This window comes from Pseudomonas sp. S12(2018) (assembly GCF_024355235.1).
GTDB classification, from domain to species: Bacteria; Pseudomonadota; Gammaproteobacteria; order Pseudomonadales; family Pseudomonadaceae; genus Aquipseudomonas; species Aquipseudomonas palmensis.
The window spans coordinates 589,138-604,799 of the sequence record NZ_QLAD01000002.1; the positions used below are offsets into that span (position 1 = coordinate 589,138).

Sequence of the window (15,662 nt, forward strand, 5' to 3'; positions counted from 1 at the left end):
CTTCAAATGTCCAACAGTATGGGTATTGCCAGTATTTTCGTCCTGTCGTCCGTATTGCTCTCGCCCCTGGCCATGGCCGAGGAGTCCCCTGCTTTCGTGGCGCAGTACGCCGCCCGCGCCGCTGCCGCGCAGCAAGGCCGCGAAGCCCTCGCCCAGCAGCAGGACCACGCCAAAAACCTGGAGCAGACCGCGTCCAAAGGTTCTGCGAGTGCCGACAAAGACAGCTGATACGCTGCCTCTGCCTCTCTCCTATTCCCTCGACTGCTGCGCTGGCGACGTGTTCGCCTGCGTGGCCGTCTTTCAAAGCCGCTGCTATCAGCGGCTTTTTTTTGGCCTGGACAAAAGGTTCTGCGGCCAGAGATGTGTCCTCACAAGAAAACACCGCTTCGCACAATAAAAAGCTGCATCCCTCACCTCAAGGAGTCCACACCGGTGATCCACGCTTTTCGCTTCACCCCGCTGTTCGTTGCGCTGGCTGCAACGATGCCCCTGCACGCCCAGGCCGACGAGGCCGAAGGCTTCGTCGAAGGTGCGCACCTCGACGTGCTCAGCCGCAACTACTACCTCAACCGCAACCAGCTGCAGCGCGGCAACCACGACAACCGTGAATGGGGCCAGGGCTTCATCGGCAAGTTCGAGTCCGGGTTCACCCAGGGCACCGTGGGCTTTGGTCTGGATGCCCATGCCATGCTCGGCCTCAAGCTGGACGGCGGTGGCGGTACGGCGGGTTCGAGCATCCTGCCCTACCACTACAAGGACGATGGCGAACTGGGCAAGGCCCCGGATTCGTTCTCCAATGCCGGCGCTGCCATCAAGCTCAAGGCCTTCGACACCATACTGCGTGCCGGCGACCTGTTCCTGACCAACCCGGTGATCGCCGGTGGCGAGACGCGCATGCTGCCGCAGACCTTCCGCGGCGTCAGCCTGACCAACAACAGCATCGACGGGCTGCAACTGGAAGGCGGCCAGGCCAGCTTCACCAAGCTCTACAACCAGAGCGGCCACAAGCGCATCGGCGCTACCTACGGCAACCTGCCAGATGACCGCGAAAGCCGTCACCTGAACTGGGCCGGCGCAGCCTGGGCACCGGTCGAAGGTTTTACCAGCAGCCTGTACGCCGCCGAACTCAAGGACGTGTGGAACCAGTACTACCTGGACCTGGACTACACCTGGCAGCTCGCCGACGGCGTCAGCCTCAACCCCGGCCTGCACTACTACCACACCCAGGACACCGGCGATGCGCTGCTGGGCAGCATCGACAACAACACCTACAGCCTGCACCTGGCGCTCGGCGTGGGTAACCATACCGTCACTGCGGTGTACCAGCGGGTCAACGGCAACACGCCGTTCGACTACATCACCCTGGGCGACAGCGTGTACCTGGACAACTCGCAGATGTACTCGGACTTCAACGGGCCTGGCGAGCGTTCGTGGAAACTCAAGTACGCCTATGACTTCGCCGGCGTCGGCATGCCCGGCCTGACCACCGCCGTGTCGTACTCGCGCGGCAAGCTGGACCTGAGCAAGGTCGACCCGGCCAGCGCCGGCTACAGCAACTGGTACAGCGCCGACGGCGACAATACGCGCCACTGGGAACGCGACATGGACCTGGCCTACGTGTTCCAGCAAGGTTCCCTCAAGGACCTCAGCGTGCTGCTGCGCTGGGCCTCGCACCGTGGCAGCCAGGGCTACGCCCAGGTCGACAACGATGTGGACGAATACCGCGTGATCGTCGAATACCCGCTCAACGTCTTCTGATCCCACCGCCATGCGCCAAAGAGCCTGCAGGATGCAGGCTCTTTTCCTGCAAATAGCCCCAAGATGCCGTACATCAATCGGCACCAGCAACAGCTTGTCCGACAATCTGCACCCGCCTAGAATACCGCCGCCTCGCACCTGCCCTTTCAACGACAGCGGTACGAATCACCCCCATCATGCCTTCGCGCCTTCCGCCCCAGCGCCCGACCCTGTACAGGACTCATCCGGAGTTGATCCTTAACCTGGGCAGTTGCCTGGCGGTTCTGGCCATCATCACCATCGTGACCTTCCTGCTGGTACGCGAAAAAGCCAACGTGGGCCAGGCGGCCGCACGCTCGGCCAGCAACATCGTGCAGTTGATCGACACCGACATCGTGCGCAACGTCGAGCTCTACGACCTGTCGCTGCACGGACTGATCTGGGCCATCCAGCGCCCTGAGCTGGCCAGCGTGGCCGCGCCGCTGCGCCAGCAACTGCTGTTCAACCAGGCCTTCACCGTGCCGTTACGCGGCGACATCCTGTGGCTGGACCGCAACGGCAACGTGGCGGCCGACTCCACCAGCGTGGTGCCACGCAGCGCCAACTTTGCCGACAGCAGGGTGTTCCAGGCCCATCGCGACAACCCCGGCCTGGGCCTGGTCATCAGCCCGCCATTCAAGGCACGCCTGGGCGAGCTGGACTGGTGCATCAGTTTCAGCCGGCGCATCAACGATGCCGATGGGGCCTTCGCCGGTATCGCGTCAGGCGCCCTGCGCCTGGCCTACTTCAGCGAGCTGTTCCAGCGCCTGGACATCGGCCGCGACAGCAGCGTCAACCTGTTCAACAGCGACGGCGTGATGCTCGCCCGCCACCCTTCGCTGCCCAGCGACCCGCTGATCGGCGCCGACCTGTCCGAGCAACCCAACTTCAAGCGCGCAATGGCCCAGGGCAACGGCAGCTTCACCGCGCGTTCGAGCCTGGACGGCAAGCATCGCCTGTACACCTTTTCACGGGTGGACGACCTGCCGCTGCTGGTGGTGGTGGCCTTGTCCACCGACGAGGTCTATGGCTCGTGGCGGCGTACCGCACTGGTGGTCAGTATCGCTACCGGCCTGTTGTGCATCGGCATCCTCTGGCTGTCGTTGCTGCTGGGGCGCGAATTGCGCAGGCGCCACAGCGCCGAGCAGGGCCTGGCCGAACTGGCAGCCACCGACAGCCTCACGGGGCTGGCCAACCGTCGTCAGCTCGACCAGGTACTGCGCCGCGAATGGGCACGTGCCCAGCGCAGCCAGCGGCCGCTGGCGGTACTGATGGTGGATGTGGACCACTTCAAGGCGTTCAATGAACGCCACGGTCACCAGGGCGGGGACGAAGCGCTACGCCAGGTGGCGACGACGATCGCGCACAGCATCCGCCGCCCGGCGGACCTGGCTGCGCGATATGGCGGGGAGGAGTTTCTGGTCATCGTGCCCGAGACCGACCTCAACGGCGTGCTGACCCTGGCCGAACGTATCCGCAGCAGCGTCGAGGCACTGCCGCCGTTCGGCGACGACCAGCACCCGGTGACCGTCAGCATTGGCGTGGGCCTGCAGACGCCAGAAGCCCAGCAGGATCTTTCGACCTTGCTGGGCTGTGCGGACGATGCGCTGTATTGCGCCAAGCGCAACGGGCGCAACCGGGTAGAGGTGTACGCCGGTTAGGAACGTGCGCGGGCCGCGTCGCGCAGCACCTTGACCTGGTCATGGTTGCGCTGCACGCCATGGTACTGGCGCTCGACCAGGGCATATGCCGGGTCAACTGCCGGTACATTCAGCTTGGCCAGTTTTTCCAGGGCATCCTTGTAGGCTTTGAGGGCGTGGTCTTCACCGCGCTCCACTTCTTCCAGCACCGCCTTGTCGTCGTTGCTGGTCAGCGAAGACTTGAGGTTGACCCAGGCGCGGTGCATGTCACCGCTGAGGCTGGTGGTGGTTTCCGGGTCGCCGCCCAGGGAACGCACGTGCTGCTGCAGATCTGCGGCGGCGCTACGGCATTCGCCTTCACGCTGCAGGAAGAACGCCTTCAGGTCCGGGTTCTTGGCATCCTCGGCAGAAGTCTTGAAGCCCTTCTCGCCATCCTTGCTGTACTCGATGAGGTTGTTCAGAACCGAAATAACGTCTTTGTTCACGTTGGTCATGACAGTGCTCCTTTGCATGAGGGTGGTTGCGTAGTACAGGAGCAGTGTTCATGCCAGCTTTTCTGTAAAAATTAAATCCTTTAAAATCAACAACTTATAAAAATTTTGAACCTTCCCCAAGCAGCGTTTTGCATGAACGGACCTTTGGTCTCGTGCAGATTGCATGTATTGTCGGGCCTTTCCTGCACTGCTGCGCCGAGCCCATGACTCCCGAGACACTCGAACTGCTGGTCACCCGCGAAATGCCCTATGGCAAGTACCAGGGCCGGCTGATCGCCGACCTGCCCGGCCACTACCTCAACTGGTTCGCCCGCCAGGGCTTTCCCAAGGGCGAACTGGGCGGGCTGCTGGCGCTGATGCACGAGGTCGACCACAACGGCCTGGCCGACCTGCTCGAACCGCTGCGTAAGAAGCACCCGCGCCCACGCCCCTGATCAGACCTTGGCCGGCTCCAGTGCCAGCTCGGCCACGTCCCTGCGCTTGAGCACCGCGTACACCACAGCGGTCAGCAGGCTGCCGGCGGCGATGGCCAGCAGGTACAGCAGGGCGTGGTTGATCGCGTTCGGAATCAGCATCACGAACAGCCCGCCGTGGGGCGACATCAGCTTGCAACCGAAATACATCGACAGCGCGCCGGCCAGTGCGCCGCCGACCACGCTGGCGGGGATCACCCGCAGCGGGTCCTTGGCCGCGAACGGGATCGCCCCCTCCGAAATGAAGCACATGCCCAGCACCAGCGCCGCCTTGCCGGCCTCGCGCTCGCTCTGGGCGAACTTGCGTCGCGCCAGGAAGGTGGCGATGCCCAGGCCGATCGGCGGCACCATGCCGGCGGCCATGGTCGCGGCCATCGGCGCCATGCTCTGGTTGGCCAGCAGGCCCACCGAGAAGGCATAGGCGGCCTTGTTCACCGGCCCGCCCAGGTCCACGCACATCATGGCGCCGAGCAGTATGCCCAGCAGCACCGCGTTGGCAGTGCCCATGCTGTCGAGAAAATGCGTCAGGCCATCGAGCATGCCGGCCACCGGCTTGCCCACCACGTAGATCATCACCAGGCCGGTGAACAGGCTGGCCAGCAGCGGGATGATCAGGATCGGCTTGAGACTCTCCAGGCTGCTGGGCAGGCGGACCCAGTGGCTGATCGCCTTGGCCGCGTAGCCGGCCACGAAGCCTGCGACGATGCCGCCGATGAAGCCGGCGCCCAGCGAACTGGCGAGCAGCCCGCCGATCATGCCCGGCGCCAGGCCCGGGCGGTCGGCAATCGAATAGGCGATGTAGCCGGCCAGCAGCGGCACCATCAGCTTGAATGCGGCGTCTTCGCCGATCTGGCGCAGGGCGGCGGCCAGGGTGCCCGGCTCCTTGTAGGCATCGAGCCCGAACATGTATGCCAGGGCGATCAGCAACCCGCCTGCCACCACCATCGGCAACATGAACGACACCCCGGTCAGCAGGTGCTTGTACACCCCAGCCCTTTCACTGCGTGCAGGTGCGGTGCCGGCGCTGCCGGCGGCACGCTCTTCGCGACCTTCGGCCAGCGCCTTGTTCAAGGTGGCCTGGGCCTGCTTGAGGGCCACGCCGGTGCCACAGCGGTAGATGCGCTTGCCGGCGAAGCGCTCGGTGGGCACTTCGATATCGGCGGCCAGCAGTACCACGTCGGCTTCGGCGATGGCCGCGGCGCTCAGCGGGGTGCGTGCCCCCACCGAGCCCTGGGTTTCGACGGCCAGTTGATAACCCAGTTGCCGCGCCGCCTGCTGCAAGGCTTCGGCGGCCATGAAGGTGTGCGCCACCCCGGTGGGGCAGGCAGTGACCGCAACGATCTTCTTCACCGCCCCCGCTGCGGCCGGCGCAGGCGCCACGGCTTCGGGGTGGTGCACCTGGGCCTGTTCGGCGGCCAGGCGCAGAAAGCTCTCCACATCCTGCAGGGCCTGGGCCGGAGTGCTCTGGAACAGGCGTTTGCCGGCAAAGCGCTGCAGGTCGAACGGGCCGGTGCTGATCACCAGCACCCAGTCGGCGGCGGCGATCACTGCCGGCGAAAGCTGGCGCTCGGGATGGTCGGGATCGTGCACCTCGACACTGGTGCTCCAGCCCTGGCGCTGCGCGGCCGCATCCAGCAGGCGCGCGCTGAGCAGGCTGGACACCTGGCCGTTGGGGCAGGCGGTGACGATGGCGATCTTCATTGTTCACCCTCTTGTCGAGCGTGGGGAATCTGCACCCGGACGGCATCTTCGAGCTGCGCCAGTTGCACGCGGTCGCCGATGCCGAAGCCGATCTGGGTCACGGCCTGGGCGGCAATCGCGGTGGCGCGGCGCAAGGTCTGCGCGGCAGGCTCGGCATTGAGCAGGCCGTGCAGCATGCCGGCCAGCAACGAATCGCCCGCGCCCACCGTGCTGGCCACCATCACCTGGGGCGGCAGCGCCTGCAGGGCGCCGTCGCGCCGGAACCAGATCACCCCCTGCTCGCCCTGGGACACCACCACATGCTCGACGCCCTGGTCGATCAACTGGCGGGCAGCGGCCTGCTGCTCGGCAATGCTGTGCAGCGGGCGGCCCAGCGCTTCGGCCAGTTCGTCGGTATTGGGCTTGACCAGCCACGGCGCGCTTTTGAGCCCGGCGATCAAGGCCGCACCACTGCTGTCCAGGATCACCTTCAGGCCCAGCGACTTGAACCACGCCAGCAGCATTTGCAGCCACTGCGGGCTCACACCCGGCGGCAGGCTGCCGGCCACCACCACCGCGTCATGCCCGCTGGCCAGGTGCTGCAGGCGAGCCAGCAGCTCGCCCTGGGCGTGTTCGTCGACCTGCGGGCCCACGCCGTTGATATCGGTGACCCGGCCATCGCCCTCCACCAGCTTGAGGTTGCTGCGGGTTTCGCCGGGCACCCGCACGAAGCAATCGGCAAAGCCGCGACGGGCCATCAGGGCCTCGAAGGGCTGCAGGTTGTCCTGGCCCAGGAAGCCGCCCACCGTCACCGAATGCCCCAGGTCGGCCAGCACCTGCGCCACGTTCAGGCCCTTGCCCGCCGCGTGGCTGTGCTGCGCGTGGCTGCGGTTGACCGCGCCGGGCTGCAGGGTGGCGAGGCTGACGGTAAGGTCCAGCGCCGGGTTGAGGGTCAGTGTGAGTATCCGTGCCATCAATGCATCTCCACCCGTGCGCGCACATCGGCGGCACTGCCCTGCACCAGCGCATCACGCGCCAGTTGCCGGGCCTGTTCAAAATTCAGTTCGCGCACCACCGCCTTGACCTCGGCAATGCTGCGCGCCGCCACGCTCAGTTCATCCACGCCCAGCCCCACCAGCACCGCCACCGCCTGGGGGTCGGCGGCCAGTTCCCCGCAGATGCCCACCCACTTGCCGTGGGCATGCGCGGCGCGCACGGTGATGTCGATCAGCTGCAGCACCGCCGGGTGCAGGCCATCGGCCTGGGCCGACAGGCTCGGGTGGCCGCGGTCGATGGCCAGGGTGTACTGGGTCAGGTCGTTGGTGCCGACGCTGAAGAAGTCCACCTCCGGCGCCAGCACCGGTGCCAGCAGCGCGGCCGAAGGTACCTCGATCATGATGCCCACCTGCAGGTCGCCGACCGGTATCTCCTGGCGCAGGCGCTCGACCATTGCTCGGGCCTGGCGCCACTCCTCCACCTGCCCGACCATCGGGAACATGATGCGCAGCGGTCGCTCGCCCGCCGCGCGCAACAGGGCGCGCAACTGGCTTTCCATGACCTGCGGCCGTTGCAGGGTCAGGCGAATGCCGCGTACCCCCAGAAACGGGTTTTCCTCCTTGGCGATGGGCCAGTAGGGCAACGGCTTGTCGCCGCCCACATCCAGGGTGCGCACCACCAGCGGCCGGCCCTGCAGGCCGTCGAGCACACGGCGGTACTCGGCTTCCTGGGTGGCCTCGTCGGGCACCTGTGGATGGGCCATGAAGATCAGCTCGGTGCGCAGCAGGCCGATGCCTTCCGCGCCCAGGTCGATCACCTGTTCGATACCCGCGCTTTCACCGATGTTGGCGAACACTTCCACGGCATGCCCGTCGCGGGTCACGGCAGGTTCCAGGCGACGCGCCCGGGCCGCCTGCAGGCGCTGTTCGCGCTGCTCGCGCTCGGCCAGGGCGCGCTGCAGCTCGTCCGCCGCCGGGGCCACGATCAGGCGCCCACGCTGGCCGTCCAGCAACAGCTCGGTGCCGGCGGCGATCAGCAGCACCGCCGCGCCGGCCCCCACCACCGCCGGGATGCCCAATGCCCGCGCCACGATCGCGCTGTGCGCGGTGGCGCCACCCCGTGCGGTGAGAATCCCGGCCACCCGCGCCGGATCGAGGCGCGCCACATCGGACGGGCCGACTTCGTCCATCACCAGCACATAGGGCTGTTGCGGCTCCGCCACCTCGGCGGCCCCGCACAGGGTGGCCAGCACACGGCGGCCCACGTCGCGCAGGTCGGCGGCGCGTTCGGCCAGCAGGGCGTCGTGCAAGGCCTCCTGCTGCCGCGCTGCGGCCTCGATCACGGTCATCCAGGCCGCTGGGGCGCTTTCGCCCTGAAGCAGGCGCAGCTCGACTTCATCGCCCAGCCCCGGGTCGCTGAGCATTTCCTGGTGAGTGACGAAGATCTCGCGGATGGCCTTGGCCGGGCTGCGCCGGATCAGCGCTTCGAGCTCACTGGCCACCGCGGCCAGGGCACGTTGCAGGCGGTCGCGCTCGATCACCGGCGACTCGCCCCGCAGCGGGTAGTCGAAATGGCGCAGCACCTGCACATGCGCCGGGCCGCAGGCGATGCCCGGCGATGCGGCCACGCCCTGGACCTGCGTGCCCGGCAGCGGCGCGCTCAGCACCGGCTCGAGCACCTGGGGCGCCGCTACCTCGCTCACCGGTGCCAGCGCCTCGACCGCTTCGCCCAGGCCGGCCTGCACCGCCGCCAGCAACGCCGGCAGCGCGCTGTCGGCAACGCTCGGCTCGGCAATGAACTCCAGTACCTGGCCACGGCGTGCGCCCAGGCTCAACAACTTGCTCAGGCTCTTGACCGACACGGCGGCCTCGCCGCTGTCGACCACGCGCACGCGCACCTCGCCCTCGAAGGCCTTGGCCAGTTGCGCCAGCTCCTTGGCCGGGCGCGCATGCAGGCCGTGGGCATTGGCCAGGCCGACGCGAACGCTGGGCCAGTCGGCCGGCAGCTCGCCGCCCAGCACCTCCAGCACCGCACGGCTGCTGGTAGCGCGAAACAGCTCCTGCGCCCGACCTTCGATCAGCAGGCTACACAGACGTTCGAGCAGGGCCTGGTGCGCCGCGCCCAGGCTGGCCAGGCAGAACAGGCCGTTGAGCGGCTGGCCCAGGTAGCGCAGCGGCTGCTGCGGGGTGACGAACGCCAGGCCCGGCTTGCGCACGGTCTGCTCGCTGTGCAGCCACCACAGGCCATCGCCCAGGGGCAGCGCCTCGACCTGCTGCAGCACGGCGGCAAAGCCATTGCCGGCGCAATCGGCGCGGCGCAGCAGGCGGGCGCCACGCCATACCAGCTCTTCGAAATCCTCGGCGGGCACACCCAGGCCGATCATCTGTGCATCCAGTGCCAGCTCCTGCGGCGCCCCCTGCAGCAGCTTGAGCAACGCCTCGGCGCTGCCGGCCCGGCGCAGCGCCTGGGCCAGGTCGGTCTCGCCCAGCGCGCGGGTGAGTAATTGCAGCAGGCGCAGGTGCTCGTCGGAGCGCGCTGCGATGCCGATGGCCAGGTACACGATCTGCCCGTCGCCCCAGTCCACGCCCTCGGGGAACTGCAACAGGCGCACGCCGGTGGCATGCACCAGCTCGCGGGTCTGCGGGGTACCGTGGGGGATGGCGATGCCCTGGCCGAGAAAGGTCGAGCCCTGGGCTTCACGCGCCTGCAGCCCGGCCAGGTAGCCCTCGGCCACCAGCCCGTCGGCCACCAGGCGCTCGGCCAGCAGCTGCAGCGCGGCGGTCTTGTCCACGGCCGACTGGCCCATGGAAATCTGCTCTATGGTGAGCTCGAGCATGAACCTCTCCTTTGCAGCGCCGGGCCGGCGCCGAGGTATTGTTGTGAATTTAGCAGCACCCGACACTTCGCAGGGCCGGGCGCAGGCGAAGGCCACGGCAGAAAAATCGCCTGCTGAATCGTTTAACCTAGAATAGCGTGCACGTTACTCGATAACCTGCGAACAATGAAAGCCCCATTTTGTCGGACAATTGCGACAATGGTCGTCTGCGCCGATGCTTCGCAATCGGCGACAATACCCGGTCAGGCTCTGCAGCCAACCCCGGTAATAACAAGGAAAATTCGGTGAAACTCAGCGATATCGCCCGTCTGGCCGGTGTGTCCGTTACCACTGCCAGTTATGTCATCAATGGCAAGGCCGAACAGCAACGCATCAGCAGCAGCACGGTAGAGCGTGTGCGTGCGGTGGTCGAGGCCCATGGCTTCACGCCCAACCCGCAGGCGGCCGGGCTGCGCAGCCGTCACACGCGCACCCTTGGCTTCATCCTGCCAGACCTGGAAAACCCCAGCTATGCGCGCATCGCCAAGCAACTGGAGCAAGGCGCAAGGGCCCAGGGCTACCAGCTGCTGATCGCCAGCAGCGACGACCAGCCCGACAGCGAGCGCCAGTTGCAGCAGCTGTTTCGCGCACGGCGCTGCGACGCCCTGTTCGTCGCCAGTTGCCTGCCCGAAGACGACGACAGCTACCGCACGCTGCAGGCCAACGGCCTGCCGATCATCGGCATCGACCGCAGCCTGGACCCGGCGCAGTTCTGCTCGGTGGTCAGCGACGACGAGCATGCCAGCCTGCACCTGACCCGCAGCCTGCTCGACAGCGCCCCGGCGCATATCGCACTGATTGGCGCACGCCCTGAGCTGAGCGTCAGCCGCGCTCGCGCACGTGGCTTCGACCAGGCCCTGCAAGGCTTCGACGGACGGGCCAGCCAGCACCAGGGCGAAGCCTTCAGCCGCGAGTGCGGGCGTCGCCTGATGAGCGAGCTGCTGGCCGACCTGGGGCGCCTGCCCGACGCGCTGGTGACCACCTCCTATGTGCTGCTGCAAGGCGTGTTCGATGTGCTGCAGACCCGCCCGCCAGCATCGCGCAGCCTGCACCTGGGCACCTTCGGTGACAACCAGTTGCTGGACTTCCTGCCCCTGCCGGTCAACGCCATGGCCCAGCAGCACGGCCTGATGGCCGAAACCGCCTTGCGCCTGGCGCTGGAGGCGGTGGAGAAGCAGCACTACACGCCGGGTGTGCACGCGGTGGCGCGCACCTTCAAGCAACGCCTCTTCAAGGCCTGACCATGCGCCTGGTAGACACCCACACCCACCTGGACTTTCCCGACTTCGATGCCGACCGCAGCGAAGTGCTGGGGCAGGCGCGCCGCGCCGGGGTCGAGCGCATGGTGGTGCTGGGGGTGTACCAGGACAACTGGCAGCGGGTATGGGAGCTGGTCAAGAGCGATCCGCAGCTGTATGCGGCGTTCGGCCTGCACCCGGTGTACCTGGAACAGCATCGCCCGGAACACCTGCTGGCGCTGGGCGACTGGCTGAGCCGCCTGCGTGGCGACCGGCAGCTGTGCGCGGTGGGCGAGTTCGGCCTGGACTACTACGTGGCCGAGCTGGACCGCGAGCGCCAGCAGGCGCTGTTCGAGGCCCAGTTGCAGCTGGCGGTGGACTTCGACCTGCCGGCGCTGCTGCATGTACGGCGCAGCCATGCCGACGTGATCGCCCGGCTCAAGCGCTTCAAGCTGGCGCGTGGCGGCATCGTGCATGCGTTTGCCGGCAGCTACGAGGAGGCCCGCGAGTACCGCCGCCTCGGGTTCAGGCTGGGGCTGGGCGGGGCGGCCACCTGGCCCCAGGCGCTGCGCCTGCGCAAGGTGCTGCCGCGCCTGGGGCTGGACGGCGTGGTGCTGGAGACCGACTCGCCGGACATGGCCCCGGCGATGTACGCCGGGGTGCGCAACAGCCCTGTGCACCTGCCGCAGATTGCCGTGGCACTGGCTGAGGTGATGGGAGTTGCGCCCCAGGTGCTGGCCGAGGCCAGCACGCGCAATGCCTGCGAGCTGTTTGGCTGGTAATACCGCCCCTGCGCCTTGCCGGCGAAGGGCCCAGCCCTCGCTCAGACCCTGAACGCCCCGATCAACTGCTTCAACTCCATCACCTGCGCCGACAGCTGCCGGCTCGCATCTTCGGTCTGGTGCGCGCCCTCGGTGGTGTGCTCGGCCGCGCGATTGATCTGCACGATGTTCAGGTCGATGTCATGCGCCACCGCCGTCTGCTGCTCCACCGCCGCCGCAATCTGCTGGTTCTGCTCCACGATGCTGCCCATCGCCCCCAGAATGTTGACCAGCGCCTGCTGCACCTGCTGCGACTGCCCCACGGTGCCCGCCGCCATCTGGTGACTGCTGTCCATCGCCCGCACCGCCGCCTCCACCCCGCCCTGCAGGCGTGAGATCATCTGGTCGATTTCCTCGGTCGACTGCTGCGTGCGCTTGGCCAGCGTGCGTACCTCGTCGGCCACCACCGCGAAGCCACGCCCCTGCTCCCCGGCCCGCGCCGCCTCGATGGCGGCGTTGAGCGCCAGCAGGTTGGTCTGCCCGGCGATGCTCTTGATCACCTCCAGCACCTGGCTGATCTGCTGGCTGTCGCTGACCAGCTGGTTGATCACCCCCACCGACTGGTCGATTTCGGCCGCCAGCCCGGCAATGCTGCCCTGCTGCGACTCCACCAGCTCGCGCCCGCTGACCGTCTCGCGGTTGACCCCGTGGGCGCTGTTCACGGCTGCCGCAGCGCTGCGCGCCACTTCCTGGGCAGTGGCCGACATCTGGTTCATGGCCGTGGCCACCTGCTCGATCTGCCCGCGCTGGCCGCTTACCGCCTGGTTGCTGCGCGCCGATACCGCATGCACCTGCTCGGCCTGGTGTTCCACCTCGGCCACCGTCTGCCCGACCCGCTCGATCAGGTCATGGATGCGCCGCACCGTGGTGTTGAACACCTCGCCCAGCTCGCCCAGCTCGTCGCGACTGCGGGCCTGGAAGGTCACCGTCATGTCGCCCCCGGCCACCTTGTCCATCACCTTGCCCAGGGTACGCAGGGTGCTGCGGGTGGAGGCATAGAAGCCGCCATACAGGTAGCCGATCAGCATGAACACCGCCGCCAGGGCCAGCACCAGCAGCACCATGTGCTGGCGGTAGTCGCCCAGGCGCGCCTGCAACTGCTGTTCGAGTACCTGCAGGGTGGCGCCATTGAGCAGGTAGGTCTGCTCGATCAGGCCGCTGACCTGCTGGTAGAACGCCGGCCACGGCGCATCGAGGGTATCGGCCATCACCACCTGGTCTTCGAGCAGCTCGCTGGCCTGCTTGAGCGACGCCTGGCTGCTGGCGGCCTGGCTGGCCAGCCGCGGCTCGTCGCCCAGGGCGTCCTGCAGGCGAATGGCGTAGTCGGCCGACAGCTTGTCGAGGCTTTTGAGCAGTTCTTCGAAACGGGTACTGGCCGATGAGTTGAGAAACCCCTGGCCCAGCGAGTAAGCCCCGATTGCGCGGCCTTCACCCAGGGTCTGGGTGACCTGGGCGGTGACCGTGGTCAGCAGCTCGCCCATCTGGCGCACGCCGGCATCGCTGTCCTGGCCAAGGCCCGACTGGCTGACCACCAGCTTGCCAAGCAGCTGCGCCTGCGCCAGCAGGGCGTCGTACAGGGCTGCACGGGTCTGCAGCGAGGAGTCGGCTCGCGCCGCCTCGAGCCCTGCCAGCAACTCGTCGCGCCGGGCGGTGAAGGCCTGCACCTGGGCCGGGTCCTCGGTCATCGGGGCCAGCGCGGCCACGCGCTTTGCCACCTGCTGTTCCAGCGCATCGATGCGCGCCTCCAGGTCGTCGGCCTTGCCGGACTGCCCCAGCACCGCGTTGATCTGCACCAGGTTGCCCAGGCTCTCCAGATCACCGCGCACGGCCAGGCTCTCGCTCAGCAGGCCGAGGCTGTGCAGCTCCACACGGGTGGCGTGGAACTTGGCATAGGCGTCGCGCACCAGATAGAAATTGGTGACCAGCATGGGCAGAAAGAACAGCACGCTGATCAGGCTGAACTTCATGCCGAAGCTCAGCCGGTTCATCAATGCGATTGCCGGATACAAGAGGCGCTTCAAGGGTCGTCTCCTTTCGATTTCTTATTGTTTTCTGCGCAATAGCACTAGGCCACTGGCGATCGTCAGCAGCCTCTGTATAGCGCATATCGAAGGGAAGTTTTGTAACTTAAGGTTAACCACCAGTAGCGGCGGCCTGTAGGAACGAGCCGCCGTTGCGGCAGCCCGTTTACACGTTGTGAGTCAGCCGAGCACGGTCCACAGGGCAAAGCCCGCGTACCAGAGCACTGCGGCACGCAGCAGCAGTTCCCACAGGCTGTCGAGCCCGGCCAGGCCTTGCGGGCCGGCCTCGACGTCGGCGGGAATCTCCGCCGCTGCCGTGCCCGCCTGCTCCACCAGGCGCGGCGCGCCGATGTGCCAGTTGAGCAGCTCGTGCAGCATCATGCGGCTGACCGCCACAAAGTTGCCCACCAGTGCAAAACTGGCGGCCAGTACCCGCACCGGCGCCCAGTCGAAGGCGTGGCGCAACTGCCGGGCGCGTTCCTGTACCGCCGGGTTGCCGGCCCGCTCGCCCGTCAGCGCCAGCAGCCGGTAAGCCAGCGCTGCAGCCGGGCCCAGCAGCACATACCAGAAGATCACCGCAAAGAAGCTCTGGTAGGCCTGCCACAGCAGGTGCCCCTGCACCTTCTGGATCAGGCCCTGGCTGTCGTCGGCCGTCACCCCCAGATCGCGCTCGGCCACGTGCACGGCCGCCTGTTCATCACCGCGTCGCCAGGCATCGCGAAACGGCCCCAGCGCCGCCTTCACATCGCCCCGGCCCAGGCTGTAGATCAGCACCAGCAGGTGCACCGGCAGGGCCAGCAGGCCATAGGCGACCGGGTCGAGCACGTGCAGCAGCAGCGCCAGTACCACTACTGGCAACAGCACCAGAATGCCCAGCACCCACCAGGGGTCGGCCTTGGGCCTGCGCTCCAGGCGGGCCAGTTCGGTGAGAAAAAAGCCGTCGCGTTGCAGGCGCTGGCGCAGCGCCGAGAACTTCTCGACCCACAGCACCAGCAGTAACACCAGAAAACTCATGATCTGTCCTCGTTGACGTGCAGGCTGGCGCGATAGCGTTCCCAGTCGAACGCCGGCCCCGGGTCGGTCTTGCGCCCCGGCGCAATGTCGCTGTGGCCGCGGATTCGCCCCGCGATGGGCCAGGCAGCCTGCAGTTGCAGGGTCAGGTGTTGCAGGGCAGTGTACTGGGCGTCTGTGAACGGCGTCTGATCGGTGCCTTCGAGTTCGATGCCCACGGAAAAGTCGTTGCAGCCCTCGCGGCCCTCGAAGCGCGATACCCCGGCATGCCAGGCCCGGTCCAGGCACGAGACGAACTGGGTGACCCTGCCGTCACGCTCGATCAGAAAGTGCGCCGATACACGCAGGTCCTTGATCTGCTCGAAAAACGCATGCTCGGCGATGGGCAGGCGGTTCTGGAAGAACGCCTGCACCTTGCCGGTGCCGAACTGCCCGGGCGGCAAGCTGATGTTGTGGATCACCAGCAGGCTGATGGCTTCGCCCTCGGGGCGCGCGTTGAAGTTGGGGGAAGGGCAATGGGTGACGCCAGCGACCCAGCCAGTAGCGTGGTCAAGTTGCATAGAAGATCCTGAAGCATGAGGGCTCTGGCGCAGTATGCCCCGAGGAATCGACGGTTGTATCGTTAAAAAGTGCGGGC

At 67.0% G+C, this 15,662-nt stretch carries 13 protein-coding genes; 6 read left to right on the forward strand and 7 right to left on the reverse strand.

Features of this window, described 5'->3' with window-relative positions:
• Positions 1-6: 6 nt before the first annotated feature.
• The 3 genes from DN388_RS06560 (at position 7) to DN388_RS06570 (ending at position 3,437) form a co-directional block, all read left to right on the forward strand.
• Complete coding sequence (locus DN388_RS06560; RefSeq protein WP_043864392.1) at positions 7-228, forward strand: hypothetical protein; 222 nt, start codon at positions 7-9, stop codon at positions 226-228.
• Positions 229-432: 204 nt separating this feature from the next.
• Positions 433-1,758: an OprD family porin gene (locus tag DN388_RS06565; RefSeq protein ID WP_254997815.1), complete on the forward strand. Its 1,326-nt coding sequence runs from the start codon at positions 433-435 to the stop codon at positions 1,756-1,758.
• Positions 1,759-1,934: 176 nt separating this feature from the next.
• On the forward strand, positions 1,935-3,437 hold the full coding sequence (locus tag DN388_RS06570) for a diguanylate cyclase (RefSeq protein WP_043864390.1): 1,503 nt from the start codon (positions 1,935-1,937) through the stop codon (positions 3,435-3,437).
• On the opposite strand, the gene DN388_RS06575 is transcribed toward DN388_RS06570, so the two are convergent.
• On the reverse strand, positions 3,434-3,910 hold the full coding sequence (locus tag DN388_RS06575) for a PA2169 family four-helix-bundle protein (RefSeq protein ID WP_254997817.1): 477 nt from the start codon (positions 3,908-3,910) through the stop codon (positions 3,434-3,436). The two genes, DN388_RS06570 and DN388_RS06575, sit on opposite strands and share 4 nt — an antisense overlap.
• A 203-nt stretch (positions 3,911-4,113) precedes the next feature.
• Between DN388_RS06575 and DN388_RS06580 the strand changes: the two genes are divergently transcribed.
• Entirely contained in the window at positions 4,114-4,344 is a 231-nt protein-coding gene (locus DN388_RS06580) for a DUF3820 family protein (protein WP_043864478.1), read from the forward strand.
• On the opposite strand, the gene DN388_RS06585 is transcribed toward DN388_RS06580, so the two are convergent.
• From DN388_RS06585 to ptsP, 3 genes are read right to left on the reverse strand one after another with little or no spacing between them, the layout of a single operon-like run.
• Positions 4,345-6,084, reverse strand: a complete 1,740-nt coding sequence (locus DN388_RS06585) for a PTS fructose-like transporter subunit IIB (protein ID WP_254997820.1) — start codon at positions 6,082-6,084, stop codon at positions 4,345-4,347.
• A complete protein-coding gene (pfkB, locus tag DN388_RS06590) occupies positions 6,081-7,037 on the reverse strand; it encodes a 1-phosphofructokinase (RefSeq protein WP_196932705.1) in 957 nt (318 codons plus the stop codon). The genes DN388_RS06585 and pfkB overlap by 4 nt, the downstream gene beginning before the upstream one ends.
• Positions 7,037-9,895 (reverse strand): phosphoenolpyruvate--protein phosphotransferase, encoded by a 2,859-nt coding sequence (gene ptsP / locus DN388_RS06595; RefSeq protein ID WP_254997823.1) that lies wholly within the window; start codon positions 9,893-9,895, stop codon positions 7,037-7,039. Before ptsP ends, pfkB begins: the two co-directional genes overlap by 1 nt.
• A gap of 284 nt (positions 9,896-10,179) precedes the next feature.
• Between ptsP and cra the strand changes: the two genes are divergently transcribed.
• Positions 10,180-11,175: a catabolite repressor/activator gene (gene cra / locus DN388_RS06600; RefSeq protein WP_054916282.1), complete on the forward strand. Its 996-nt coding sequence runs from the start codon at positions 10,180-10,182 to the stop codon at positions 11,173-11,175.
• Between the two features lie 2 nt (positions 11,176-11,177).
• Positions 11,178-11,954 (forward strand): TatD family hydrolase, encoded by a 777-nt coding sequence (locus DN388_RS06605; RefSeq protein WP_054916281.1) that lies wholly within the window; start codon positions 11,178-11,180, stop codon positions 11,952-11,954.
• A 41-nt stretch (positions 11,955-11,995) separates the two neighbouring features.
• On the opposite strand, the gene DN388_RS06610 is transcribed toward DN388_RS06605, so the two are convergent.
• From DN388_RS06610 to ampD, 3 genes are all read right to left on the reverse strand, one after another.
• Positions 11,996-14,014 carry a methyl-accepting chemotaxis protein gene (locus DN388_RS06610; protein WP_054916280.1) on the reverse strand — a complete coding sequence of 673 codons (2,019 nt, stop codon included), beginning with the start codon at positions 14,012-14,014 and terminating at the stop codon, positions 11,996-11,998.
• A gap of 180 nt (positions 14,015-14,194) precedes the next feature.
• Positions 14,195-15,028 (reverse strand): regulatory signaling modulator protein AmpE, encoded by an 834-nt coding sequence (gene ampE / locus DN388_RS06615; protein WP_254997828.1) that lies wholly within the window; start codon positions 15,026-15,028, stop codon positions 14,195-14,197.
• Positions 15,025-15,585, reverse strand: coding sequence for a 1,6-anhydro-N-acetylmuramyl-L-alanine amidase AmpD (ampD, locus tag DN388_RS06620; protein ID WP_043864381.1), 561 nt, complete (start codon positions 15,583-15,585; stop codon positions 15,025-15,027). Before ampD ends, ampE begins: the two co-directional genes overlap by 4 nt.
• Positions 15,586-15,662 lie beyond the last annotated feature (77 nt).

Coding starts and splice junctions, on each gene's coding strand:
- ampE (WP_254997828.1), bottom strand. CDS start 15,028: ATGAGTTTTCTGGTGTTACTGCTGGTGCTGTGGGTCGAGAAGTTCTCG.
- DN388_RS06560 (WP_043864392.1), top strand. CDS start 7: ATGTCCAACAGTATGGGTATTGCCAGTATTTTCGTCCTGTCGTCCGTA.
- DN388_RS06605 (WP_054916281.1), top strand. CDS start 11,178: ATGCGCCTGGTAGACACCCACACCCACCTGGACTTTCCCGACTTCGAT.
- pfkB (WP_196932705.1), bottom strand. CDS start 7,037: ATGGCACGGATACTCACACTGACCCTCAACCCGGCGCTGGACCTTACC.
- DN388_RS06580 (WP_043864478.1), top strand. CDS start 4,114: ATGACTCCCGAGACACTCGAACTGCTGGTCACCCGCGAAATGCCCTAT.
- ptsP (WP_254997823.1), bottom strand. CDS start 9,895: ATGCTCGAGCTCACCATAGAGCAGATTTCCATGGGCCAGTCGGCCGTG.
- DN388_RS06570 (WP_043864390.1), top strand. CDS start 1,935: ATGCCTTCGCGCCTTCCGCCCCAGCGCCCGACCCTGTACAGGACTCAT.
- DN388_RS06585 (WP_254997820.1), bottom strand. CDS start 6,084: ATGAAGATCGCCATCGTCACCGCCTGCCCCAACGGCCAGGTGTCCAGC.
- DN388_RS06575 (WP_254997817.1), bottom strand. CDS start 3,910: ATGACCAACGTGAACAAAGACGTTATTTCGGTTCTGAACAACCTCATC.
- ampD (WP_043864381.1), bottom strand. CDS start 15,585: ATGCAACTTGACCACGCTACTGGCTGGGTCGCTGGCGTCACCCATTGC.